The organism is Methylobacterium indicum (assembly GCF_001043895.1).
Taxonomy (GTDB): Bacteria; Pseudomonadota; Alphaproteobacteria; order Rhizobiales; family Beijerinckiaceae; genus Methylobacterium; species Methylobacterium indicum.
Genome location: NZ_JTHF01000312.1, coordinates 12909 through 35143, shown reverse-complemented (window position 1 = coordinate 35143; position 22235 = coordinate 12909). Strand labels below are relative to the sequence as shown.

The 22235-nt window shown below is 71.6% G+C and carries 23 protein-coding genes; 13 read left to right on the top strand and 10 right to left on the bottom strand.

What is annotated here, in order from left to right:
* Nucleotides 1-301: hypothetical protein (locus tag QR78_RS35760; RefSeq protein ID WP_208993248.1), on the bottom strand; the 301-nt coding region annotated here is incomplete at its 3' end.
* A 323-nt stretch (nucleotides 302-624) separates the two neighbouring features.
* Here QR78_RS35760 and QR78_RS28330 point away from each other — a divergent pair.
* Nucleotides 625-1791, top strand: a complete 1167-nt coding sequence (locus tag QR78_RS28330) for a complex I NDUFA9 subunit family protein (RefSeq protein ID WP_048430955.1) — start codon at nucleotides 625-627, stop codon at nucleotides 1789-1791.
* Nucleotides 1792-2030: 239 nt separating this feature from the next.
* Here QR78_RS28330 and QR78_RS28325 read toward each other — a convergent pair whose 3' ends face one another.
* Together QR78_RS28325 and argH are read right to left on the bottom strand one after the other, a co-directional pair.
* Entirely contained in the window at nucleotides 2031-2813 is a 783-nt protein-coding gene (locus tag QR78_RS28325) for an SDR family oxidoreductase (protein WP_048430954.1), read from the bottom strand.
* Nucleotides 2814-3042: 229 nt separating this feature from the next.
* Nucleotides 3043-4434 carry an argininosuccinate lyase gene (gene argH, locus QR78_RS28320; RefSeq protein WP_048430953.1) on the bottom strand — a complete coding sequence of 464 codons (1392 nt, stop codon included), beginning with the start codon at nucleotides 4432-4434 and terminating at the stop codon, nucleotides 3043-3045.
* Here argH and tlpA point away from each other — a divergent pair.
* Nucleotides 4433-5080, top strand: coding sequence for a thiol:disulfide interchange protein TlpA (gene tlpA, locus QR78_RS28315; RefSeq protein WP_048430952.1), 648 nt, complete (start codon nucleotides 4433-4435; stop codon nucleotides 5078-5080). The two genes, argH and tlpA, sit on opposite strands and share 2 nt — an antisense overlap.
* 414 nt (nucleotides 5081-5494) lie before the next feature.
* Here the strand turns inward: tlpA and QR78_RS28310 are convergent, their stop codons facing one another.
* Nucleotides 5495-7063: a L,D-transpeptidase family protein gene (locus tag QR78_RS28310; RefSeq protein WP_244276335.1), complete on the bottom strand. Its 1569-nt coding sequence runs from the start codon at nucleotides 7061-7063 to the stop codon at nucleotides 5495-5497.
* Between the two features lie 314 nt (nucleotides 7064-7377).
* Entirely contained in the window at nucleotides 7378-8331 is a 954-nt protein-coding gene (locus tag QR78_RS28305) for an acetyl-CoA carboxylase carboxyltransferase subunit alpha (RefSeq protein ID WP_048430962.1), read from the bottom strand.
* Nucleotides 8332-8602: 271 nt separating this feature from the next.
* Here QR78_RS28305 and QR78_RS28300 point away from each other — a divergent pair, with 271 nt between their 5' ends.
* The 5 genes from QR78_RS28300 to QR78_RS28280 all read left to right on the top strand — a co-directional run bounded on the left by QR78_RS28300 (nucleotide 8603) and on the right by QR78_RS28280 (nucleotide 13603).
* Complete coding sequence (locus QR78_RS28300; protein WP_048430951.1) at nucleotides 8603-9730, top strand: patatin-like phospholipase family protein; 1128 nt, start codon at nucleotides 8603-8605, stop codon at nucleotides 9728-9730.
* Between the two features lie 24 nt (nucleotides 9731-9754).
* On the top strand, nucleotides 9755-10498 hold the full coding sequence (locus tag QR78_RS28295; protein WP_048430950.1) for an acetoacetate decarboxylase: 744 nt from the start codon (nucleotides 9755-9757) through the stop codon (nucleotides 10496-10498).
* Between the two features lie 13 nt (nucleotides 10499-10511).
* Nucleotides 10512-11297: a 3-hydroxybutyrate dehydrogenase gene (locus QR78_RS28290; protein ID WP_048430949.1), complete on the top strand. Its 786-nt coding sequence runs from the start codon at nucleotides 10512-10514 to the stop codon at nucleotides 11295-11297.
* A gap of 950 nt (nucleotides 11298-12247) precedes the next feature.
* Nucleotides 12248-13051, top strand: a complete 804-nt coding sequence (locus tag QR78_RS28285) for a YfdX family protein (RefSeq protein WP_048430948.1) — start codon at nucleotides 12248-12250, stop codon at nucleotides 13049-13051.
* A 114-nt stretch (nucleotides 13052-13165) separates the two neighbouring features.
* Nucleotides 13166-13603 carry a hypothetical protein gene (locus QR78_RS28280; RefSeq protein ID WP_179945942.1) on the top strand — a complete coding sequence of 146 codons (438 nt, stop codon included), beginning with the start codon at nucleotides 13166-13168 and terminating at the stop codon, nucleotides 13601-13603.
* A 98-nt stretch (nucleotides 13604-13701) separates the two neighbouring features.
* Here QR78_RS28280 and QR78_RS28275 read toward each other — a convergent pair whose 3' ends face one another.
* Nucleotides 13702-14325 (bottom strand): 2,3-bisphosphoglycerate-dependent phosphoglycerate mutase, encoded by a 624-nt coding sequence (locus QR78_RS28275; protein WP_048430947.1) that lies wholly within the window; start codon nucleotides 14323-14325, stop codon nucleotides 13702-13704.
* A gap of 32 nt (nucleotides 14326-14357) precedes the next feature.
* Nucleotides 14358-15155: a 4-hydroxy-tetrahydrodipicolinate reductase gene (gene dapB, locus QR78_RS28270; RefSeq protein ID WP_048430946.1), complete on the bottom strand. Its 798-nt coding sequence runs from the start codon at nucleotides 15153-15155 to the stop codon at nucleotides 14358-14360.
* Between the two features lie 171 nt (nucleotides 15156-15326).
* Between dapB and QR78_RS28265 the strand changes: the two genes are divergently transcribed.
* Nucleotides 15327-16358 carry an alpha/beta fold hydrolase gene (locus QR78_RS28265; protein ID WP_048430945.1) on the top strand — a complete coding sequence of 344 codons (1032 nt, stop codon included), beginning with the start codon at nucleotides 15327-15329 and terminating at the stop codon, nucleotides 16356-16358.
* On the opposite strand, the gene QR78_RS28260 is transcribed toward QR78_RS28265, so the two are convergent.
* Together QR78_RS28260 and QR78_RS28255 are read right to left on the bottom strand one after the other, a co-directional pair.
* Nucleotides 16324-17043 (bottom strand): MarC family protein, encoded by a 720-nt coding sequence (locus QR78_RS28260; RefSeq protein ID WP_048430944.1) that lies wholly within the window; start codon nucleotides 17041-17043, stop codon nucleotides 16324-16326. The two genes, QR78_RS28265 and QR78_RS28260, sit on opposite strands and share 35 nt — an antisense overlap.
* Before the next feature lie 5 nt (nucleotides 17044-17048).
* A complete protein-coding gene (locus QR78_RS28255) occupies nucleotides 17049-17789 on the bottom strand; it encodes a class I SAM-dependent methyltransferase (RefSeq protein ID WP_048430943.1) in 741 nt (246 codons plus the stop codon).
* Between the two features lie 179 nt (nucleotides 17790-17968).
* Here QR78_RS28255 and gloB point away from each other — a divergent pair, with 179 nt between their 5' ends.
* Genes gloB through QR78_RS28240 form a run of 3 tightly spaced genes read left to right on the top strand, consistent with a single transcriptional unit; the run spans nucleotide 17969 to nucleotide 19424 of the window.
* Nucleotides 17969-18748, top strand: a complete 780-nt coding sequence (gene gloB, locus QR78_RS28250) for a hydroxyacylglutathione hydrolase (protein ID WP_048430942.1) — start codon at nucleotides 17969-17971, stop codon at nucleotides 18746-18748.
* 5 nt (nucleotides 18749-18753) lie between these two features.
* Nucleotides 18754-19191, top strand: coding sequence for a cupin domain-containing protein (locus tag QR78_RS28245; RefSeq protein WP_048430941.1), 438 nt, complete (start codon nucleotides 18754-18756; stop codon nucleotides 19189-19191).
* Nucleotides 19192-19229: 38 nt separating this feature from the next.
* The gene (locus QR78_RS28240; protein WP_048430940.1) at nucleotides 19230-19424 is read left to right on the top strand and encodes a hypothetical protein; all 195 of its coding nucleotides are present in this window, start codon (nucleotides 19230-19232) and stop codon (nucleotides 19422-19424) included.
* A gap of 18 nt (nucleotides 19425-19442) precedes the next feature.
* Here the strand turns inward: QR78_RS28240 and yddG are convergent, their stop codons facing one another.
* Nucleotides 19443-20330 carry an aromatic amino acid exporter YddG gene (gene yddG / locus QR78_RS28235; RefSeq protein WP_082171623.1) on the bottom strand — a complete coding sequence of 296 codons (888 nt, stop codon included), beginning with the start codon at nucleotides 20328-20330 and terminating at the stop codon, nucleotides 19443-19445.
* A gap of 147 nt (nucleotides 20331-20477) precedes the next feature.
* On the opposite strand from yddG, the gene QR78_RS28230 reads away from it, so the two are divergent.
* Together QR78_RS28230 and QR78_RS28225 are read left to right on the top strand one after the other, a co-directional pair.
* Nucleotides 20478-21134, top strand: a complete 657-nt coding sequence (locus QR78_RS28230) for an alpha-ketoglutarate-dependent dioxygenase AlkB (RefSeq protein WP_048430938.1) — start codon at nucleotides 20478-20480, stop codon at nucleotides 21132-21134.
* A gap of 127 nt (nucleotides 21135-21261) precedes the next feature.
* On the top strand, nucleotides 21262-22221 hold the full coding sequence (locus QR78_RS28225) for a hypothetical protein (protein ID WP_244276333.1): 960 nt from the start codon (nucleotides 21262-21264) through the stop codon (nucleotides 22219-22221).
* The last annotated feature ends 14 nt before the right edge of the window (nucleotides 22222-22235 follow it).

The following is a 22235-nucleotide window of genomic DNA, read 5'->3' as shown; positions in this document are numbered from 1 at the left end:
CCGTCGCGGCCGCGACGGTGCGCAGGCCCCGGGGCCGAACCGAGCGGCCGTGCGGCTCCCTGAATCGCGGGCCGCGCAGGACGCCGGTCGCGCCCGCCTCGTCCTCCGAAGGCGGCGGGACCCTGTTCGCATCACGCACCACCGTGTTTCGCTCCCCAGCCGGTATGTCGCGATCCTCGCATCGACGATCCGGGGCAGCGAACCGTCCCCTGATCGATTGCCGCATGAAACGGGACAGGGCGGTGGAGCGGGTCAGGCCGGCGCGGGCCGCGACGATCATCGCTTGCGCGTTCGAAATCATTGTGTCTTTCGCCACCCGGTCGCTGTCGCCGCCACCATCCTAAGTGACCCAAGGTCATTTTCAAGAAACCCGGCGCCTCCGCCTTCGACCGGAGGCCCGGGGTGCGCCCTCTCGGCATCCTGCCGCGTCGCGCCGGCACCCGCCCCCCGGGAAACCGCCCGGGCTTTCGCCGGGTCACGAGGTCGCGCGGCCGATCGGTCGTTCAGGGGCGGGACCGGCCGCAACCCCGACGGGCGCCGCGCAAAGAGCTTCACAGGGCCCGCCCCCTCGACTAAGGAGCCGACGAGAGCCCCGGTGAAGACCCGCGGAAGGACCCCACGACCATGACCGGCTTCGACCATGTCGGCCTGACCCGGCCCGCCTCGCAGCTCGTGACCGTGTTCGGGGGATCGGGCTTCCTCGGCCGCCACGTCGTGCGGGCGCTCGCCAAGCGCGGCTACCGGATCCGGGTGGCGGTGCGCCGGCCCGACCTCGCGCAGTTCCTCCAGCCCCTCGGCCGCGTCGGCCAGATCGTCGGCGTGCAGGCCAACCTGCGCAACCCCGCCTCGATCGTGCGGGCCGCCGAGCACGCCGACATCGTCGTCAACCTCGTGGGCATCCTGCAGGAAACCGGCAGCCAGAGCTTCCAGCGCCTCCAGGCCGACGGCGCTGCCGAGGTCGCCCGGGCGGCTGCCGCGGTCGGCGCCCCGATGGTCCACGTCTCGGCGCTCGGCGCCGACGCGCATTCCGCCTCGGCCTATGCCCGCTCGAAGGCGATCGGCGAGGCCCGGGTGTTCGAGGCGCGGCCCGACGCGGTGGTGTTCCGTCCCTCGATCGTGTTCGGGCCGGGCGACAGCTTCTTCAACCGTTTCGCGTCGCTCGCCCGGATGCTGCCGGTGCTGCCGCTCGCCGGCGCCGAGGCCCGGATGCAGCCGGTCTTCGCCGGCGACGTCGCCGAGGCGATCGCCCGGGCGGTCGAGGGCGGGCTCCAGGGCGGCCGGGTCTACGAGCTCGGCGGGCCGGAGATCCTGACGCTGCAGCAGCTCGTCGAGTACACCCTCAAGGTGACGATGCGCAGCCGCGTGGTGCTGCCGCTGCCGGCCCCCGCCGCCCGGCTCCAGGCCCGGGTGATGGAATTCGTCGACACCGCGACGCTCGGCCTCCTGCCCGACACCCTCAAGCTCACCCGCGACCAGGTCACCCTGCTCCAGAGCGACAACGTCGTGTCCGAGGCGGCCAAGTCGGAAGGCCGTACGATCGAGGGGATCGGCATCGCCCCGACGGCGGTCGAGGCGGTGGTGCCGGGCTACCTCTGGCGCTTCCGCAAGGCCGGCCAGTTCGCCACCGGCCGCGGCACCCCCGAGATGGCCGCGACCCCGGACCTGATCGCCGCCGAACCGATGGGCCCCGGCTCGCAGCACCACCCGGGCGATGCCAGCGGCCCGGCGATCGGCCAGCTTGCCGCGGGCGCCGGGCCGGCGCCGGGCGTCCGCTGGGGCAAGCGGCAGTAGGCCGGCGCGGCCGATTCGGAGATGAAAAAGGGCGGTCCCGTCGGGGCCGCCCTTTCTCGTTTCGTCTACCCTGCCTTGGTTTCCATCAAGGCGCTCCGGGGAACGACGTGACGCGTGGAAATCGCCTCTCCCCGCCCGCGGGGAGAGGAGGGACCCGCGCCTTTTTCTCCTCCGAATAGGTCATCGGCCTTGGAGAAGGGCTGGGGCGAGACGACTGTCGTCCCGCCCCACGAACCTCGTCAGATCGACCGCACGGCTCCGCCGTCGACCCGGATCATGCTGCCGGTGACATAGGAGGCCCGCTCCGAGGCCAGGAAGCACGCCACGTCGGCGAATTCCTGGACCTTGCCGTAGCGCTTGGCCGGGATCGCCGCGCGGGCGGCCTCGGCGATCTCCTCGCGCGACTTGCCCTGGGCCTTGGCGTTGGCGGTGTCGAGCTCGCCGGTACGGTCGGTCTCGATCCGGCCGGGCAGGATCATGTTGACGGTCACGCCGTCGGCCGCGACTTCCGCCGAGAGAGTCTTGGCCCAGCCGGCGATCGAGGCGCGCAGCGCGTTCGACATCACCAGGTTCGGGATCGGCTGCTCGACGCCGCTCGAGGCCACCACGACGATGCGGCCGAAGCCGGACTGTCGCATGCCCGGCAGGACGAGCCCGGCGAGGCGGAAGACCGGGGTCACCATCGCCTCGAACTGGGGCGTCCAGGCCTCGGGCTGCACGGTGAGCGCCGTGCCGGCCGGGGGACCGCCCGTGTTGGCGATCAGGATGTCGACCCCGCCGAGATGCTCCTGCGCGGCGGCATGGATCGCCTCGACATTGTCCTTCAGGGGGCCCGCGAAGGCGTAGGCGCGGCCCTGGCCGCGGGCGTTGATCGCCGCCACCGCCTCGTCCAGGCGCTCGGCGGTGCGGGCGGTGAGCAGCACGTCCGCGCCCTCGGCCGCCAGGGCCTCGGCGATGCCGCGGCCAAGACCGCGACTGGACGACAGGACGAGGGCGCGCTTGCCCTTGAGACCGAGATCCATGGTGGTTCCTCCCGTGATGGTCGAGCTTGTTCGATGCCGCTAGGAACTAACACACGCACCTGTGCCCTCCCACCCGGAACCTCATCCTGAGGTGTGAGCGAGGCGAGCCTCGAAGGAGGGCTCCAGAAATCTCCGCGATCCCTGGAGCCCTCCTTCGAGGTCAGTCCATCGATGATGGACCGACACCTCAGGGTGAGGTCGCGAAGGGGATGAGCGAGGTGAAAACCGCTCAGGCCGTCTCGCCGGCGAGCCGCTTCAGCCAGCCTTCGGCCTGCGCCCGCACGTTGTCCGGCGCCGTGCCGCCATAGCTGGTGCGGCTCGCCACCGAGTTCTCGACGCCGAGCACCGCGAAGACGGCGTCGGTGATGCGCGGCTCCTCGGCCTGCATCACGTCGAGCGGCAGCGCCTCGAGGCCGATGCCGCGGGACGAGGCCTCGCCGACGAGGCGGCCGGTGACGTGGTGGGCGTCGCGGAACGGCAGGCCGAGCTCGCGCACCAGCCAGTCGGCGAGGTCGGTGGCGGTGGCGTAGCCGGAGCCGGCGGCGACCTTCAGCACCTCGGGCACCGGCTCGAGGTCGCGGACCATGCCCGCCATGGCGGCGAGGCACAGCGAGAGGGTCTGGAGCGCGTCGAAGGTGCCCTCCTTGTCCTCCTGCATGTCCTTCGAATAGGCGAGCGGCAGGCCCTTCATGACGATCAGCAGGCCCGACAGGGCGCCGATGATCCGCCCGGACTTCGCCCGGACCAGCTCGGCGGCGTCGGGGTTGCGCTTCTGCGGCATGATCGAGGAGCCGGTGGTGAACCGGTCCGACAGCTTGACGAAGCCGAACTGCGCCGAGGTCCAGACCACGATCTCTTCCGCGAACCGCGACAGGTGCACCGCCGCGATCGCCGCCGCCGACAGGGCCTCCAGGGCGAAGTCGCGGTCGGCTACCGAATCGAGGGAGTTCGCCGTCGGCCGGTCGAAGCCGAGGCTGCTTGCAGTCGCGTGGCGGTCGATCGGGAACGAGGTGCCGGCGAGCGCGGCGGCGCCGAGCGGGCATTCGTTGAGGCGGGCGCGGGCGTCGCGGAACCGGCCGCGGTCGCGGTTCAGCATCTCGACGTAAGCGAGGAGATGATGCCCGAAGGTGACGGGCTGGGCCGATTGCAGGTGAGTGAAGCCCGGCATCACCGTGCCGGCATGCTTCAGCGCCAGCTCGGCCATGGCCTGCTGGAGGTCGGCGGCCTGGCCGTCGAGGGCGTCGAGGGTGTCGCGCACCCACAGGCGCATGTCGGTGGCGACCTGGTCGTTGCGCGAGCGCGCGGTGTGGAGGCGGCCGGCCGTGGGGCCGACGATCTCGCGCAACCGGCTCTCGACGCTCATGTGGATGTCCTCGAGCTCGCGGCGGAACTCGAAGGTTCCGGCCTCGATCTCGGACTGGACGGACTTGAGCCCGGCCTCGATCTTCGCCACATCCTCGGCCGGCAGGATCCCCGCCTTGCCCAGCATCGCGACATGGGCCAGCGAGCCCCGGATGTCCTGGGGGGCGAGGCGCTTGTCGAAGCCGATGGAGGCGTTGATCTCCTCCATGATCTCGGCGGGGCCGCTCGCGAAGCGCCCGCCCCACATCCGGTTGCTCATGTCCTCACCTCGTCTCGCATCACCGCGAAAAACCCGCCTCGCCCTGGTCGCGGGGGGGCTCGTCGCCGTCCTCGGCCTCGGGGCTGCCCTATACGGGGTTGCGGGCGGGAGCAACGGCGGCGCCTGTCCCCTGGCGAAGGCCACCGCCGCCCGGGTCGCGCCGCTCGCCCGCGGCGAGGTCGCGGCGCTCCAGGTCGCCGCGAGCCCGAAGCCCGCGCCCGCCCTGACCTTCACCGGTCCGGACGGGAAGCCGCGCAAGCTTGCCGACCTCAAGGGCCGCACGATCCTGCTGAATCTGTGGGCGACCTGGTGCGCGCCGTGCAAGGCGGAGATGCCGGCCCTCGACCGCCTCCAGGGCGCGCTCGGGAGCACCGATTTCGAGGTGGTGGCCCTCAACCTCGACACCCGCAACCCCGAGCGGCCGCCGCTCTGGATGAAGGAGAACGGGATCGCGCGCCTCGCCTATTATGCCGATCCGGGCGGGCGGGCGCTGCCGGTGCTGCAGCAGGGCGGCGACGTGGTGGGCCTGCCCACCACCTTCCTGATCGATCCCGATGGCTGCGAGATCGGCGTGATGAAGGGCCCGGCGGACTGGGCGAGCGAGGACGCGGTGCGGCTGGTGCGGGCGGCGCTCGGGCGGGGGTGAGGGTGATGTATCCTCTGCGTTGATCGCCCGCCGTTGGCCGTCAGGCCCGGGAGATGTAGCCTCTCCCAGGCGCCTGCCGCGCCCGCCCACGGCCCTGCGAAGCCCGCTCGTGACGAGCTTGGGGCGGCGACCTCACCTGTGCGATTACGCGGGATTGCGCCACCGAGACGATGCCCGGGGCGATCGTAGGATCGGTCCTCGCGACGCGGGCGGGCGTCCCCGTGGTCTCGCCCGGCCCGAGGGCGTCGGCGCGGCCGGTGGCGGCGGAGGACGCAGGCCGGACTCATGGCAGCCGGAGCGGAGCGGGCCCGCCCGGTGCTGCCTTGTCAGCGGCAATGGATCCCGGGTTCCGCTACGCGGCCCCGGGATGACATCGAGGGTGTCGGGAACGGGCGAGCGACCCGACGGACGCTCTCAATTCGCCGGCTGCGAAGCGGCGACGCGGTTGCGGCCGTGGCCTTCGGTGCGCTTGCCGGTCTCCGGGGCCTTCTCGGCCGGCTTGCTCTCTCCGGCCTTGGACGCGGGCTTGCCCTCCGTCGCCTTGCCCTCCGTCGCCTTGGCCTCGGGCTTCTTGGCACCGGCCGGGTTGAGGCCGTCGACCTTCATGTCCGCCTTGACGGTGGCCGCCGCCGGGTGGGCGGCCGGGGCCGGATGAAGTCGCGCCGTGACCTTCTTCGGCAGGGGCGCGGCGGGCGAGATCGCGGCGACCGGGGCAGCATCTGCCGCCGGCAGGGCGGCCGGCGCGACCGGGGGCGCTGCGGGCGCGCCGCCGAACAGGTTGCCGAGGAGCTTGCGATAGGCCGCCGGATCGCCGTCGGCGCTCGCCACCGTGATCGGGCCCGCCGGACCCACCGCTTCGGCCGCCTCGCGGGTCGGGATCGGGGCCGGGCTGGTCGCCGGGGCCGCGAAGGCGAGCGCGGTCGGCTTCACCGCCCCGTGCTTGCCCTTCTCGTGCTTCGCGTCGATCTTGGCAAGCAGGACCGGCTTCAGCTTCGGCTCGATCGTGATCTCTTCGGGCGCCGCCGCCAGGGCCTCGGGCCGGCTGATCGTGCCCATGTTCGGTCGCGGCTGTGCCTGCTCGGCGAAGAGCTGGGTGCTCGGGGCGGTCTCGCGGAAGAACGGATGCTGGCCGCCGTCCTGGTAGACGAGGCGGGTCGCCGCCGTGCCCTTGGCGACGAGCTCGGCCACCTCGACCTCGTCCTTCTCGCGCTTGGCGACGACGACCGGATCGACCTTCGGGCTGCAGGCGCCGGCAGCCGCGTCCGCGCCGCCGAAGACGTAGCGGGTGCCGCAGACGCCGACCCGCGGCTCCTCGTGCAGGGCCTCGAAATAGTCCGAGCCCTCCTTCAGGTTCCGCCAGAAGCCGATATTGGGGTCGTTGCGGAACTTGGCGAGGTTCTGCGCCGTCATCCGGAACGGATAGGACTGAAACTGGAACGCCCGCTGCCCGCCGGCGAAGGCCTCGCGGGCGATGGCGTAGATCTCGGCGATCGCCTCGTCGGTCATGGCGAAGCAGCCCGCCGACGAGCAGGTGCCGTGCACCATCAGGTAGCTGCCGGTGCGGCCGTTGGCGCGGTCGAAGGCGTTCGGGTAGCCGGTGTCGAAGGACAGGTAGTAGGACGAGTTCGGGTTCATCTGTCCCATGGCGATGGGATAGAACCCCTCGGGCGCCTGCCGGTCGCCCTCCCGCACCTTCGGGCCGAGCTGGCCCGACCAGCGGCAGATCGGGTAGGTCTTGAGGAGCGCGTACTGCCCGTCGGGCCCGCGCTTCCAGACCTCCATCTCCGATTCCTTCTTGAAGGCGCGGATCAAGATCGGGTCGCGGGGCGACATGTTCTTGGCCGTCATCAGGGCGACGGTCTTCTGCGGGATCGGCTCACGGGCGCGGGCGGAGCCTGCGGCGGAGAACCCGGCATCCTGGCAGGCTCCGAGGGACAGGGCGGCGGCCAACGCGCTCGCCGCCAGCACCGGACGCATCGCCAGACGTCTCGCCAGACGCACCATGGGACAACCCCGCCTTCCCGCTCCAGAGTCCCGGCACCCTGACGCCGGGGACCGCTCTCCCCAACCCCATAGCTTCGTTAAACTTACCCGCCTCTTACCGCAAGAACGGTCAAGATTGCGCGGATTCGCTCAACAGGCGCGTCGGGCAAGACGCCGACGCACGACGGCAGGGGTTCACCCGCGAAGACATCGGCCGCGTCTTCGGCGAAACCAAGGCCGGGACGTGTCTGACACGTGCGGGTTGTGTAGAGCTGTGGATCGCGGGTATACGGGGCGGGGGGGGAGCGCCGGTGCTACAGGCTCCGCCCGATCTCCAGGAACTTCTGCGCCCGCTTGTCCCGCAGGGTGTCGGCGTCGAGGGCCGCGAGCGGCTCGAGGGCGTTCGCGATCGCCTCGCCGGTCGCCCGGATGGCGGCCTGGCCGTCGCGATGGGCGCCGCCGGTGGGCTCGGGCACGATGGCGTCGATGACGCCGAGCCGCAGGAGGTCCTGGGCGGTGATCTTCATCGCGGTCGCGGCGTCCTGGGCCCGGCCGGCGTCGCGCCACAGGATCGAGGCGGCGCCCTCCGGCGAGATCACGCTGTAGATCGAGTGCTCGAGCATCAGCACGGTGTTGGCGGTGGCGAGCGCGATGGCGCCGCCCGAGCCGCCCTCCCCGATCACCACCGTGACGTTCGGGGTCGGCAGGCCGAGGCAGGCCTCCGTCGAGCGGGCGATGGCCTCGGCCTGGCCGCGCTCCTCCGCCTCGATGCCCGGATAGGCGCCGGCGGTGTCGACGAAGGTGAGGACCGGCAGGCCGAAGCGGCCGGCGAGCCCCATCAGGCGCACCGCCTTGCGGTAGCCCTCGGGCTTGGCCATGCCGAAATTGTGCCGGATGCGGGCCTCGGTGTTGGCGCCCTTCTCCTGGCCGATGACGCAGACCGGCCGGCCGCGGAAGCGGCCGAAGCCGCCGACCACCGCCTCGTCCTCGCCGAACACCCGATCGCCGGCCAGCGGCTGGAAATCCTCGATCAGGCCGGCGCAATAATCGACGAAGTGCGGCCGCTGCGGATGGCGGGCGACCTGCGTCTTCTGCCAGGGCGTGAGGCCGGCATAGAGCTCGGCGAGGGCGGCGGCGGCCTTGGCCTCGAGCCGGGTCACGTCCTCGCTGATCGCCACCGCGCCGTCGCGGTCGCCCAGCGCCCGCAATTCCTCGAGCTTCGCCTCGAGCTCGGCGACGGGCTTTTCGAAGTCGAGGTAGGAGCGCATCGGGACCTGTGTTGTGTCGGGCCGCATCGCGGTGGCTTCGGCGCGAAGCGCGGGGTCGATGGCACGGCGGCCGGCCCCGTCCTCGCGTCCGGGCCAGGGCGGCGCGGAGGGTTGGCGGAGGGGCCCGCGCATGTCAACCCGGGACATCCCGCCCGGGACGCCACCCGGGCCCCGGCGCGAAAAGCTCGGCCGCCGCCCGCGGTGAGGCTTGTCTTGCGGCACTGCACCATCATCTTACGGCCGGAACGGGCGACGTTTTCCTGGAGGCGCCATGGACGAGCCGGAGCGGGCGGAGCGCGACGAGTGCCGGGTGCTGGTGCTCCAGGGCGGCGGCGCGCTCGGCGCCTACCAGGCCGGCATCGCCGAGGCGATGCAGGAGGCCGCGCTCTCGCCCGAATGGGTCGCCGGCATCTCGATCGGGGCGATCAACGCCGCGCTGATCGCCGGCAACCCGCCGGAGCGCCGGATCGAGCGGTTGCGGGCGTTCTGGGACAAGGTCTCGTCCGGCATCACCGTGTCGCCCTGGTTTCCCGGCGAGCAGGCCCGGGAAGTGTTCAACGCCTGGAGCGCCGCCTTCGGGGCGGCGGTGGGCGTGCCGGGCTTCTTCGCGCCGCGCTGGCCGCCCGCCGCCCTCTACCCGGCGGGGGCGCCGCAGGCGCTGAGCTACTACGACACCGCCCCCCTGCGGCAGACGCTGCTGGAGCTGATCGACTTCGAGCGGATCAACCGGCGCGAGACGCGGCTCAGCGTCGGCGCGGTCAACGTCCGCACCGGCAACTTCGTCTATTTCGACAACCACCGCGACCGGATCGGCCCGGAGCACGTCATGGCCTCGGGGGCGCTGCCGCCGGGCTTCCCGCCGGTGGAGATCGACGGCGAGCCGTACTGGGACGGCGGCATCGTCTCGAACACCCCGCTGCAATACGTGCTCGACGAGGAACGGGCGCGCGACCTCGCGGTGTTTCAGGTCGACCTGTTCAGCGCCCGCGGGCCGGTGCCCCGCACCCTGGCGGAAGCGGCCGAGCGCGAGAAGGACATCCGCTTCTCGAGCCGCACCCGCCTCAACACCGACGACCAGATCGAGATCCACCGCGCCAAGACCGCGTTCCGGCGCCTGTTCGACAAGCTGCCGCCGGAGCTGCGCCAGGACCCCGACGTCGCCTTCCTCGCCGAGGTCAGCCACCAGAACGCGGTCACGATCCTGCAGCTGATCTACCGCGCCAAGAACTACGAGAGCGACGCCAAGGACTACGAATTCTCGCGCGCCACCATGCTGGAGCACTGGAAGGCCGGGCGCCACGACATGCGCCGCTCCCTGCGCCACCGCCGCTGGATCGAGCGCTGCCGGCCCGACCAGGGCGTGACCGTGTTCGACCTCACCCGCGACGCGCGGGATTGAGTTTTTGAGAGGAAGGGACGCCGCATGACCCGCGACGAGATCCTGAAGGCCCCCTCGATGCCGGCCTTCAGCCCGAGCTACCCGCACGGGCCCTACCGGTTCATGCGGCGCGAATACCTCATCATCACCTACGAGACCGACCCCGATGCGCTCCGGGCCGCCCTGCCCGAGCCGCTCGAGCCGGCCCCCGGCAACCTCGCCTATTACGAGTGGATGAAGATGCCGGATTCCTCCGGCTTCGGCGATTACGAGGAGAGCGGCTCGGCCATCGTCGCGACCTGGAAGGGCGAGCCCTGCAACTACTCGGTCCAGATGTATCTCGACGACGAGCCGCCGATCACCGCCGGCCGCGAGATCTGGGGCTTTCCGAAGAAGTACGGCGTGCCCCGCCTCAAGGTGACGAAGGACACGCTCACCGGCACCCTGCATTACGACGACGAGCGGGTGGCGATGGGGACCATGACCTACAAGCATCGCAGCCTGGAGGACCGGCTCGACACGGTGCGCGCCGGCATCGGCCAGCTCAACGTCAACCTGAAGCTGATCCCGGACGTCGACGGCGGGGTGAAGGTGGCCCAGCTCGTCGGCTACCGGCTCCAGGACATCCAGGTCCACGGCGCCTGGGAGGGCGAGGCGCGGCTGCACCTCATTCCCCACGTCAATTGCCGCGTCGCCGACCTGCCGGTGCGCCGGATCGTCGGCGGACGCCACCAGATCGTGGATTTCACCCTGCCGTACGGCCACGTGCTGCACGACTATCTGGCCTGAGGAGAGACCCCACATGTCCCTGCAATCCAAGACCGCCCTCGTCACCGGCTCGACCAGCGGCATCGGCCTCGCCATCGCCAAGGCGCTGGCGGGCGCCGGCGCCAACGTGGTCCTGAACGGCTTCGGCAAGCCGGACGCCATCGAGGCGGCGCGGGCCGGCATCGAGTCCGAGTTCGGCGTCAAGGCGCATTACTCGGGCGCCGACATGACCAAGCCCGAGGAGATCGCCGCCATGGTGGCGGAGGCCGAGCGAGCCTTCGGCGCGGTCGACATCCTGGTCAACAATGCCGGCATCCAGTTCGTCTCGGCGATCGAGGAATTCCCGCTCGAGAAGTGGGACCAGATCATCGCGATCAACCTGTCCTCGGCCTTCCACACCATGCGGGCGGCGATCCCCGGCATGAAGACGAAGGGCTGGGGCCGGATCATCAACACGGCGTCGGCGCATTCCCTCGTCGCCTCGCCCTACAAGTCGGCCTACGTGGCGGCCAAGCACGGCATCGCCGGCCTGACCAAGACCGCGGCGCTCGAACTCGCCGCCCACAAGATCACGGTCAACTGCATCTCCCCGGGCTACGTCTGGACGCCGCTGGTCGAGGCCCAGATCCCCGACACCATGAAGGCCCGCGGCCTGACCAAGGAGCAGGTCATCGACGAGGTGCTGCTGAAGGCCCAGCCGACGAAGGAGTTCGTCACCGTCGAGCAGGTCGGCGCTCTCGCCGCTTTCCTGTGCACCGATGCGGCGAGCCAGATCACCGGCGCCAATCTGCCGGTGGATGGCGGCTGGACGGCGCAGTAGCGGGCGAGCGGCCGGGGACCGCGCCGTCGTGCCAGGGACCCTCGGCGGTGGTCTTGGCACCTGATAGTAATCGGATCGAGCATTATCCGACGAAGCGGATCCCGGTTCGTCGGAAGAAAATACGGTAAAATCAAAAACACAGGATAGATCCTGGCTGCAACGCCACGGCACACGACGCAGCAGGTTGTGCGACGCAGGCGAGACGGCCGAGACGTGCGCCCTCCCCCCCTCTGCGGGGGATGGTGCCCCACGGCGAGTGCGAAGCACGCGTGCTGGGGCGGGAGAGGAACAGCGCGACGTTGCCGAGTGTGGCGCCCATCACTACGGTCGCGACCTCTCCGGAAGCGGCGTCCGCTCTCCCGGCCCCTTCCGGGGGCCGCCCTCCCTCGCAACGGGGGGAGTATTTACCCTCTCGGCGGCCGCGCCTGCACCGCGTAACCTGCTGCATCGTCTACCGTTTCGCCTCGCGATCGGGCATGGATGTCGTGTAGAGATTCCCGGGACATCCTTCTCAGTCAGTCCGTCATTGAGGAACCGACGCCTCGGAACGACAGGGACGGTCGGACGCAATAATCGTCCGAATATATTATCGATCAATTTATAAAATATCCATTCCCGCGCCACCGTCGAACTTCTCTGCGTGACGTGGACAGGCCGGCTCCGCGGCAGACTGCGGCGTCACGGGCCAGCTCGCCCGATCCTCCTGCGTGTACGCCGCAATCCTGTTTGCCGCTTGCGTCGCCCCCGTGGCGATCGACTGCATACTGCCCTCGCCCCATTCACACCTCGACCGCAAGTCGACCACCGCGCGAACGACACTCTTCCGTTGCGTTACGGACTCTTAATGTTTCAGACAGGCAACCCAGATCCTGCAAGCGTATTATCACGATGTAGACGATGCGTTGATGTCGCGAAAACAAACCGACATCAACTCAAGAGGAGGCACTATCATGTTCTATCGCAAGTCTCTCGCCGCCGCCCTCGTCGCCACCACGGTCCTCGGCGGTGCCGCCTATGCGGCCGAGCAGGCGACCAAGCCCGCGGTGGTGCAGGAGACCGCGGCCCAGAAGGCGGTCGACAAGGATGTCGGCAAGCTCTCGAAGGACGGGGCCCAGGCCTTCCGTGACATGCACCTCGCCCGCATCGCCATCTTCGATGCCGATCCCTCCCAGGCCAAGAGCCTGATCGGCAAGGCGCAGGCCGCCCTGGCCAAGGCGAAGACCGACGACGCGGTGTTCACCAAGGCCGAGGCCGAGCTGAAGACCCCGGCCGAGATGGCGGTGGCGAAGGACAAGGCCGCGGCCGACAAGACCGCCGCCGCGGATACGACCGCCAAGGATGCGACCGCCAAGAGCAAGGACAAGGTCGCTTGGGTGCCGGTCGACGCCCAGATGACCCTCGGCGAGGACTTCGTGGCGACTCCCGAGAAGGCGGCAGCGGTGACCGAGGCGAACAAGAGCCTCGCCAAGGGCGACCAGAAGGGTGCGATCGAGAAGCTGAAGCTCGCCCATGTCGACGTGAACTTCGTCATGGCGGTGCTGCCCCTCGACAAGACCACCGCCGACGTGAACCAGGCGGCGACGCTGATCGGCCAGGGCAAGTACTACGAGGCGAACGCGGCCCTGAAGACCGCCGAGGACGGCATGCGCTTCGACGTGATCGACGTCATCGGCATGCCGAAGGTGGCCGTCACCGGGAGCACCAAGGCCGCCGCGCCGGCTCCCGCCCACACCGACGCCAAGCCTGCGAAGTGATGAAAGCCTGCGACACGGGCGGGTGGTGAAAGCCTGATCGGGTGGTTCCGGGACGCGAGCGCCGTCCCGGAACCACCCGATCGAGCACGTCGGATCGACGTGAGGAGGATGGCCGTGCAACCGGATGCCGCGCGATCGACCCGCATCTTGCTGGCTCTCGGGACCGGGCTGGTCCTGGCGGGGTTCGGCACGCCGGAGCCCGCCCGCGCCCGGTCCGCGGACGTCCCGGCCTTCCCGATCCGGGCGATGTGCCGGCCGGATCGCACGGCCGGATCCGGCATCGACGACCCGCAGCGCTACCGGGGCTGCCTCGCCGACGAGCGGTCGGCCCGGGCGATCCTGCGGCAGCGCTGGCGGCGCTTTCCGGCCGCCGACCGGCGGGACTGCGTGCGGGAGAACGACATCGGGGCGCCGTCCTACGTCGCCCTGCTGACCTGCCTGCAACTCTCGGACGATGCGCTGCCCGGGCAGCCGCCGCCCCTGTCCGGGTCTAAGCAGATTTCGCCGAAGTGGACACCGGTTCGGCGGCAAAAATCTGCGACACATCAATAATCTAAGCGGGCGAAGCGTTGGCCTGCCAACGCAAGTCTGCTTAGGCATTAGCGGAGCGACGACGAGGGGCGCCCGGCGACGGGCGCCCCTCGCGCCGTTCAATCGCGGTCGAGGATGTCCTTCGTCTCGACGGTGGTATCGTCCTTGAGGCGATAGACCAGCGGCACGCCGGTATGCAGCTCAAGGCCCGGGATCGTCTCGGTGGTCAGCCCGTCGAGCACCATCACCAGGGCGCGCAGCGAGTTGCCGTGGGCGGCGACCAGTACGCGCTCGCCGCGCATCACCCGGGGCAGGATTTCCCGCATCGTGTAGGGCAGCACCCGCGCCACGGTGTCCTTCAGGCTCTCGCCGCCGGGCGGGGGCACGTCGTAGGAGCGGCGCCAGACATGCACCTGCTCCTCGCCCCACTTGGCGCGGGCATCGTCCTTGTTGAGGCCCGACAGATCGCCGTAGTCGCGCTCGTTGAGGGCGGCATCGGCATGGGTCGGCAAGTCGGATTGGCCGAGCTCCTCCAGGATCAGCGCGCAGGTGCGCTGGGCCCGGGTGAGGTCCGACGTGAAGGCGACGTCGAACTGCACGCCCTTCGCCTTGAGCCGCCGCCCGGCCGCCCGCGCCTCCTCGACGCCGAGCTCGGTGAGCCCCGGGTCCTTCCAGCCCGTGAACAGGTTCTTCAGGTTCCACTCGCTCTGGCCGTGGCGCGCGAGGACGAGAAGACGCTCCATGATGCGGTTCGCTCCGTTTCGAGAAAAAGGGGTCAGAGGCCCAGCACGTCGTCCATGCCGTAGAAGCCGGGCTCGCGGGATTGCGCCCAGAGGGCGGCCTTGACGGCACCGGCGGCGAAGAGGCCGCGGTCGCTCGCCAGATGGGTGAGCTCGATGCGCTCGCCGGCCCCGGCGAAGATCACGCTGTGCTCGCCGACCACGCTGCCGCCGCGCAGGGTGGCAAAGCCGATCGTGCCGGGCTCGCGGGCGCCGGTATGGCCGTCGCGCACCGCGACCTTGCGCTGGCCGAGGGAGACGCCGCGGCCCTCCGCCGCCGCCTCGCCCAAGAGCAGCGCCGTGCCGGAGGGGGCGTCCACCTTGTGGCGGTGGTGCATCTCCAGGATCTCGATGTCGTATTCGTCGCCGAGCGTCGCCGCGACCTTGCGCACGAGGCCGGCCAGCAGGTTGACCCCGAGCGACATGTTGCCCGACTGGACGATGCGGGCGTGGAACGCCGCCGCCTTGAGCTTCGCAAGGTCGTCCGGCGACAGGCCGGTGGTGCCGACGACGTGGACGATGCGGGCCTGGGCGGCGAGTTCGGCGTAGAACACGGTCGCGGCCGGCGCGGTGAAATCGAGGACGCCGTCGGCCTCGGCGAAGGCGGGCAGCGGGTCGTCGGTGACCGGGACGCCGAGCGGCGGGAGCCCGGCGAGCACGCCTGCATCCTGGCCGAGCGCCGGCGAACCCTCGCGCTCGATCGCCCCCGACAGCGTGCAGCCCTCGGCCTCGGCGACGGCCTGGATCAGCATCCGGCCCATCCGCCCGGAGGCGCCGACGACGACGAGACGCATGGGTCACGCTCCTGATGCGGGCGGCTCCCGGCCGTCCCTTCCGGGGCCTCGTACAGGGGCGGGCGGAGGCTGCCAAGGCGTATGACCGGGATATGACTGGCCCGCGGGGATATGCGCCGGCCGGCGGATGCCCCATCTTCTCCCGCAATGCAGCATCGCGCCGGAGATCCCATGGCCTTTCGGTTCGTCCCCGGGCGCGCCTCGCGCCGTGCCGCCAGCGGCGCCGTGCGGATCCTGCGCGCCACCGCCAAGGCGAACGCCGCCGCCGCCCGCCAGACCGGCGCCCTGATGCGGCGGGGCTCGGAGGCCCTGAAGCCGGAGGAGCCGGCGCACACGCCGCCCGGGCGCTTCGTCGAGGTCGACGGGGTTCGGGTGCATTGCATCGTCAAGGGCCGGGGCCGGCCGGTGGTGCTGATCCACGGCAACGGCACGATGGCGGAGGATTTCGTCATCTGCGGGCTGGTGGAGCAGCTGGCCAAATCCTACCGGGTCATCGCGATCGACCGGCCGGGCTTCGGCCATACCGAGCGGCCGCGGCACTGGGTCTGGAGCGCCGCCGCGCAGGCGCGGCTGATCGCGCATACGCTCGCGGCGCTCAAGGCCGAGCGTCCGGTGGTCGTCGGCCATTCCTGGGGCACCATCGTGGCGCTGGCGCTCGCGACCGGCGGGGATCTCGACCTGCGCGGGCTGGTGCTGCTCTCCGGCTACTACTATCCGGGCCGGCGGGCCGACGTGGCGCTGATCGCGCCGCTCGCGGTGCCGGGCCTCGGCGACGCCGCCCGCGCCCTGGTGCCGGGGGCGGTCGGGCGGGCGCTGGCGCCCCAGGTCTTCCGCCACGTCTTCAAGCCGCAAGCCGTGCCGGACCGCTTCACCGCGCGCTTTCCCGTGGCGCTCTCGCTGTCGGCCACGCAGGCGCGGGCGAGCGCGGAGGACACCGCCGGCATGAACGGCGCGGTCGCCCTGCTGCAGCCGCGCTACGCCTCCTTGCGCCTGCCCGTCGCGATCCTGTCCGGGGATGCGGACGCGGTCGTCGATGCGGACGAGCAGTCGCGCCGGCTGCACGCGGAGGTGGCGGGCAGCACCCTGACCCTGCTGCCGGGCCAGGGCCACATGATCCACTATGCGGCCAGGGCCCGGATCGTGCGGGCCGTCGACGCCCAGATGGCGCTCACGGGACGGACCCTGGCCTGGCGTTCGCGATGAGCGGACCCAGCACGTCGGTGACGCCGGTCAGCGTGATCTGGGTGCCGACGCACAGCAGCAGGAAGGCGGCGAGCCGCCCGAGCACCCGGGCCCGGGCGTGGCCGAGCCGCTCGACCAGCCGGTCGGCGGAGGCGTAGGCGAGCAGCACCATCAGGGCGATGACCAGGGAGGCGGCGGACGCTCCGGCGAGATAGGCGATCCGGTCGACGCCGGCCTCGGGCCGGCCGGCGCCGAGCGCGATCGCCACCGCGATGGTGCCGGGCCCGGTGGTGAAGGGCAGCGTCAGGGGGAAGAACGCCACCTCGGCCAAAGCGGCGGGCTCCGGATGCGCCTCGCTGCCCTGGACCGGCTCGGCCTGGGCGGTCTTGCGCGCCTCGCGCTGCTCGGGCGCGGCGAGCAGGTTCCAGGCCTGGGCCGCCACCACGAGCCCGCCGGCGATGCGCAGCGCCGAGAGCGAGATGCCGAAGAAGCTGAGCACCGAGGCCCCGGCCCAGAGCGAGACCAGCATCACGGCGGCGGCGTAGACGCCGATGCGCCGCGACAGCCAGGTGCGATCGGCATGGCTGCGCCCGGCCGTCACCTGCGCGAAGATCAGCGCGGCGCCGGGCGGGTTGACGATCGAGAACAGGGCCGAGAAGGCCAGGAGGAAGCTTTGCAGCGCGGCATCCGCGCCCGGGAACGGCATCGGGATCAGGCTCCTCCCGGCACGGGGGCGGGCACCGGCACCAGGACCCGGGCGCCGAGCCGCGCGGCCTTGCGGGCATGGACCGCCACCGGGCGGTGGAGCTGCTTGCCGGCCTCGACGACGTGCAGGCCGGCGAAGGGCAGCGACAGGCCGGTCCCGACCCGCTCCCAGGCGCTGGCGGTGCGGAGCGTCAGCCAGCCCTCCACCGGCGGCACGTAGAGGGTCTCGGCCCAGTCCTCGGGGGCGAAGAGGGTCTCGCGCATCAGCCGGCCGAGCTGCGAGCGGCTGTAGGGCTGGCCGTGGCCGAAGGGCGTGGCGTCGCGGCGCGCCCACAGGCCGCGGCGGTTGGGCACCGCCATGATCAGCCGGCCGCCGGGCGTGAGGACGCGCCAGACCTCCTGCATCAGCTCGGCCGGGCTCTCCACCGCCTCGACGGCGTGGATCAGCAGCACCCGGTCCACGGCGGCGTCGGGCAGCGGCATCATGGTCGGATCGACGAGGCACGAGGCCGAGCGGCCGGAGACCGGCCAGTTCGTCACGCCTTGCGTCGCCGGCATGAAGGCCAGCGTCCGCTCGGCGGCGTGGCGCACCGGGCCGAGATACGGCACCGCGTAGCCGAGGCCCATCACCCGGAGCCCCGAGACCGAGCCGAGCATGCGGTGGACGGAGCGGCCGACGAGCCGCTGCGCCACCTCCCCGAGGGGGCTGGCGTAGAAGGCGCGCAGTTCGGTGACGTCGAGGCTCATCGGTTCTCGCGACGTGCGGCGGGGGGCGCCGTCGGGGCCATCAATGGGGAGTGGCCCAGCCCGCGGCAAGGCGTCAACCCGCCGGCCGCCCGCGCGCTCCCCGCTATTCGCCGGAACCGCCTCACCCGGCGGCGCGCCCGCCCTATCTTCCGCTCGCAGAGACGCCGAGGATTCCCGCCATGCCCGAGACCCGTCCCCAGATCCGCACCTTCCCGTGCCGGAGCGACAATATCGGCGTGCTGATGCGCGATCCGGCGACCGGCGCCTGCGCGGCGATCGACGTGCCGGAGGCGGCGGCCGTACTGCGCGCCCTCGACGAGACCGGCTGGACGCTCACCGACATCCTGGTCACCCACCGCCACGGCGACCACGTCGAGGGCATCCCGGAGGTGAAGGCCCGCACGAGGGCGCGGGTCACGGCGCCGGCCAGATCCAGCAGCGCCGTGCCGCAGGTCGACGCCACGGTGCGGGAGGGCGACGTGGTGACGGTGGGCTCGCTCGCGGCCGCCGTCTGGGAGACCCCGGGGCATTGCGACGACCACGTCACCTACTGGTTCGAGGAGGCCGGCATCGCGTTCGCGGGCGACACCCTGTTCACCCTCGGCTGCGGCCGGGTGCTGGAAGGCCCGCCCCAGGTGCTGTGGCGCTCGCTCGCGCGCTTCCTGCCCCTCCCCGACGAGACCGTGATCTATTCCGGCCACGACTACGTGCTGTCGAACGCCCGCTTCGCGCTGGCCGCCGAGCCGGAGAACCGCAACCTGAAGGACCGGGCGGCGCTCGCGGAGAAAGCCAAGGCGGAAGGCCGCGTCCTGGTGCCGACGACGCTGGCTGAGGAGAAGGCCACCAACCCGTTCCTGCGCGCCACCGAGCCGGCGCTCGCCCGCGCGGTCGGCCTGGAGCCCGGCGCCGACCCGGCGGCGGTGTTCACGGCGCTCCGCGAGTGGAAGAACCGGTTCTGACGACGATGCAGACTTTGACCGCCGCCGAGGTCGTGCGCCTCCTCGACCTCAAGCCCCACCCGGAGGGCGGGCATTACCGCGAGACCTTCCGGGACCCGCGCGAGATCGACGGCCGCTCCGTCTCGACCGCGATCTACTACCTTCTCGACATCGGCGAGACTTCGGAATGGCACCGGGTCGACGCGGCCGAGATCTGGCTGTGGCATGCCGGGGCGCCGATGGTGATCACGACGAGCCCCAACGGCCACGACGCCGAGGCCCGCCATCTCGGCCCCGACCTCGCCCGGGGCCACCGCCCGCAGGTCGTGGTCCCGGCCGGCCACTGGCAGACCGCCACCAGCCTCGGTGCCTGGACCCTGGTGAGCTGCACCGTGGCGCCGGGCTTCCGGTTCGAGGGTTTCGAGATGGCGCCGCCGGACTGGCGGCCGATGCCGCGGGGGTAGCGGCGGAGCTGCGGGAGCTGGGCTGGAGATCTGTCCGCATGACGACCGGAGGGCGCGGCCGGAAGTGGCTGACCACGCTTGTGCTCATGGCTGCCATCGTCGTGGCGGCCGGATACGCCTCCACCGTCGTGCTGGACGCCCTCAACCTGCATATCAGCCGCTGTTCGGATCAGTCGGCACCAGAATACATCGCCGACCGAGCCGAGCGAGCCCATTCCTGCGGCCGGGAATAGGGCTCCGTTCAAAGCCCTTCACCCTTCCGGCGGCGCCGCACGGCCGTCACCGCCCCGGGTCGCCACCAGGGCACCGGCCACGATGAGCCCGCAGGCCAGCGCCAGCGACCAGGTCGCCGGGGCGTAGCCGGCCGCGACCAAGATCAGCGTCGAGAGAACGGGCGCGGCATAGGAGCCGACGCCGAGGAGGCGGATGTCGCCGCGCTTCACGCCGATGTCCCAGAGGTAGAACGCCGCCCCGACCGGCCCGAGGCCCAGAGCCGCCACCGCCACCCATTGCGCCGCGCCCTCAGGCCACACCGTGCGCTCGAAAGCGAGGTGGCAGATCAGGCTCAGGGCCGCGGTGGCGAGGCAGAATCCCGCCACCGCGTCGGTCGGCACCGCGCCGACCCGGCGCGACAGCACCGAGTAGCCCGACCACAGGAAGGCGCAGGCGAGCGCGGCGAGGTAGCCCGGCAGGGCGGCGGCCTCGAAGGAGAGCGAGCCGCGGCCGAGAAACAGCGTCACCACGCCGGCAAGCCCGAGGAGCGCCCCGGCGAGGTGGGCCGCGCGCAGGCCGCCCTCCCCCGGCAGGAGCGCGGAAAACAGAACGATGAGGAGCGGCCAGAGGTAGCTGATGAGCCCGGCCTCCGCCGGCGGGGCGAGGCGGAGCGCGGCGAAGTAGAGCGCGTGGTAGCCGAACAGCCCGACGATCCCGAGGGCCCACACCGAGGGCGGCTGGCGCAGGGCCGCGAGCCCCGAGGGCCGCACGATCCAGCTGGCACAGCCGAGGAGCCCGCCGACCAGGAAGGTCATCGCGGCGAGCTGGAACGGCGGCACCGCGCCCGAGGCCGCGGTGAAGAGCGCGAGCAGCGACCAGAGCAGGATGGCGCCGGAACCGATCAGGGTGGCGGTGCGGGTCGTCATGGGCGGACTCGTCGGCGGGATCATGCCGCAGGGGAAGGCGGGGGACAGTCCTATCACACCGGGCCCGCCGGCTCAGCGAGAAACAGCCGGCCTGCCGGCCGATTCGAAAACCCGCTATGACATTCGTCCCAGCGGAGGAACCATCCCCTGATCGAACTCGCCCCCGGCCTGATCCACGTCCCGGGCTACCTGGATGCCGACGCGCAGGCCGCGCTCGCCGCGGAACTGGCGGAGGTTTTACGCGAGGCCCCAGCCTTCACGCCGACGATGCCGCGCACCGGGAAACCGTTCTCGGTCAGGATGACGAATTGCGGCCCTCTCGGCTGGGTTTCCGACCGGGCGGGCTACCGCTACCAGGCGACACACCCGGAGACCGGACGGCCCTGGCCGGCGATGCCGGCGGCGGTGCTGCGGGCCTGGGCCGCCCTCGCCGGCTGCCCGGCCGAGCCCGAGGCCTGCCTCGTCAACCTCTACGCCCCCGGCACCCGGATGGGGCTGCACCAGGACCGGGACGAGGCCGAGTTCGCCGCCCCCGTCCTGTCGCTGTCGCTCGGCGCGACGGCCCTGTTTCGCTACGGCGGCACCGCGCGCTCCGACCCGACCCGCTCGGTGCGTCTCGCCTCCGGTGACGCGATGGTGATCGGCGGGCCCTCGCGCCTGATCTTCCACGGCGTCGACCGTATCCTGAGCCCCGCCAGCGACCTTCTCTCTCCCGCGCCGGGGCCGATCCTCCCCGATTCGGTGCCGGCGGGCGGGCGGCTCAACCTGACCTTGCGGCGCGTCTCGGCGATCCGCCGCGCTTGACAGAGCGGCGCGCGCGGCAGAGGCATCCGCGCTCGAACCTCCCGTGCGGCCCGCTCCCGGACCGCGCCCTCTCCCGAGCGCCGCCCGATCCCGGGCGGTCGCCCCCGCGAACCCAGAGACGAGTCTGATGTCGACGAGTCCCCTGTCGCTGCGCAGCCTGGCGCTCCTCACCGGCCTGATCGGCCTGCCGGCCGGGGCCTTCGCGGCCGACCCGGTCTATCCGCCCGGCTCGCGCTTCGGCTTCGAGCCGGCGAAGGAGATGGTGGTGTCGCGCCGCTTCACGGGCTTCGAGCGGCAGAGCGGCGGCGCCACGGTCTCGGTGGTCGAGCTGCCGGCGCAGGCCTACAAGGATCTCGCCACCAACTTCACCGACGAGAATCTGAAGAGCCAGGGCCTCGTGGTGAAGACCCGCGAGACGCTCAAGCTCGCCGACGGGCGCGAGGGAATGCTGGTCACCGGCGAGCAGCCGATCGAGCAGCCCGCGGGCGCGCCGGCCCTGCACAAATGGGTCTTCCTCGTCGCCGACCCGACCGTGACCGGCATCGTCATCGGCCAGACCCTGCCGGGCGCCGAGAGCGACGAGGCGATGCGCGCCATGCTGACGAGCGTGCGGGTCCGCCCGGCCCTGACCATCGACCAGCAGGTCGCGGCCCTGCCCTTCCGGGTCACCGACACGGCGGGCTTCCGGCCGGTGCGGGTGCTCGGCGGCAATTCGGTGCTCTACACCGTCGGGCCGAAGGACCAGATGACCAACCTCGACCAGCCGATCCTGGTGCTGGCCGAGGCGGTGCAGCCGGCTCCGTCCACCGACCAGCGCGACGCCTTCGCGAAGGCCGCGCTGTACTCGAACCAGACGATGAAGGACTTCGCGATCGAGCGCTCGCAGAGCTACCGCCAGAACGGCGCCGACTGGCACGAGATCGTGGCGCGGGCCGTCGATATCCCGTCCGGCACGCCGGTGGTGGTCTCCCAGACCATCCGCTTCCAGCCCGACGGCTATTTCCGCGCCGTCGGCGTGGTGCGCGCCCAGGACCGCGAGACGATGCTGCCGCGCTTCCGCAAGGTGGTGGACACCATCGCGTTCTGAGCCGGTCCCGGGGG

Bases quoted from the DNA above. Each gene is read 5' to 3' on its own strand.
- QR78_RS28330 (WP_048430955.1), top strand. From the start codon at position 625: ATGACCGGCTTCGACCATGTCGGCCTGACCCGGCCCGCCTCGCAGCTC.
- QR78_RS28325 (WP_048430954.1), bottom strand. From the start codon at position 2,813: ATGGATCTCGGTCTCAAGGGCAAGCGCGCCCTCGTCCTGTCGTCCAGT.
- tlpA (WP_048430952.1), top strand. From the start codon at position 4,433: ATGTCCTCACCTCGTCTCGCATCACCGCGAAAAACCCGCCTCGCCCTG.
- argH (WP_048430953.1), bottom strand. From the start codon at position 4,434: ATGAGCAACCGGATGTGGGGCGGGCGCTTCGCGAGCGGCCCCGCCGAG.
- QR78_RS28305 (WP_048430962.1), bottom strand. From the start codon at position 8,331: ATGCGCTCCTACCTCGACTTCGAAAAGCCCGTCGCCGAGCTCGAGGCG.
- QR78_RS28300 (WP_048430951.1), top strand. From the start codon at position 8,603: ATGGACGAGCCGGAGCGGGCGGAGCGCGACGAGTGCCGGGTGCTGGTG.
- QR78_RS28295 (WP_048430950.1), top strand. From the start codon at position 9,755: ATGACCCGCGACGAGATCCTGAAGGCCCCCTCGATGCCGGCCTTCAGC.
- QR78_RS28290 (WP_048430949.1), top strand. From the start codon at position 10,512: ATGTCCCTGCAATCCAAGACCGCCCTCGTCACCGGCTCGACCAGCGGC.
- QR78_RS28285 (WP_048430948.1), top strand. From the start codon at position 12,248: ATGTTCTATCGCAAGTCTCTCGCCGCCGCCCTCGTCGCCACCACGGTC.
- QR78_RS28275 (WP_048430947.1), bottom strand. From the start codon at position 14,325: ATGGAGCGTCTTCTCGTCCTCGCGCGCCACGGCCAGAGCGAGTGGAAC.
- dapB (WP_048430946.1), bottom strand. From the start codon at position 15,155: ATGCGTCTCGTCGTCGTCGGCGCCTCCGGGCGGATGGGCCGGATGCTG.
- QR78_RS28265 (WP_048430945.1), top strand. From the start codon at position 15,327: ATGGCCTTTCGGTTCGTCCCCGGGCGCGCCTCGCGCCGTGCCGCCAGC.
- QR78_RS28260 (WP_048430944.1), bottom strand. From the start codon at position 17,043: ATGCCGTTCCCGGGCGCGGATGCCGCGCTGCAAAGCTTCCTCCTGGCC.
- QR78_RS28255 (WP_048430943.1), bottom strand. From the start codon at position 17,789: ATGAGCCTCGACGTCACCGAACTGCGCGCCTTCTACGCCAGCCCCCTC.
- gloB (WP_048430942.1), top strand. From the start codon at position 17,969: ATGCCCGAGACCCGTCCCCAGATCCGCACCTTCCCGTGCCGGAGCGAC.
- QR78_RS28245 (WP_048430941.1), top strand. From the start codon at position 18,754: ATGCAGACTTTGACCGCCGCCGAGGTCGTGCGCCTCCTCGACCTCAAG.
- QR78_RS28240 (WP_048430940.1), top strand. From the start codon at position 19,230: ATGACGACCGGAGGGCGCGGCCGGAAGTGGCTGACCACGCTTGTGCTC.
- yddG (WP_082171623.1), bottom strand. From the start codon at position 20,330: ATGACGACCCGCACCGCCACCCTGATCGGTTCCGGCGCCATCCTGCTC.
- QR78_RS28225 (WP_244276333.1), top strand. From the start codon at position 21,262: ATGTCGACGAGTCCCCTGTCGCTGCGCAGCCTGGCGCTCCTCACCGGC.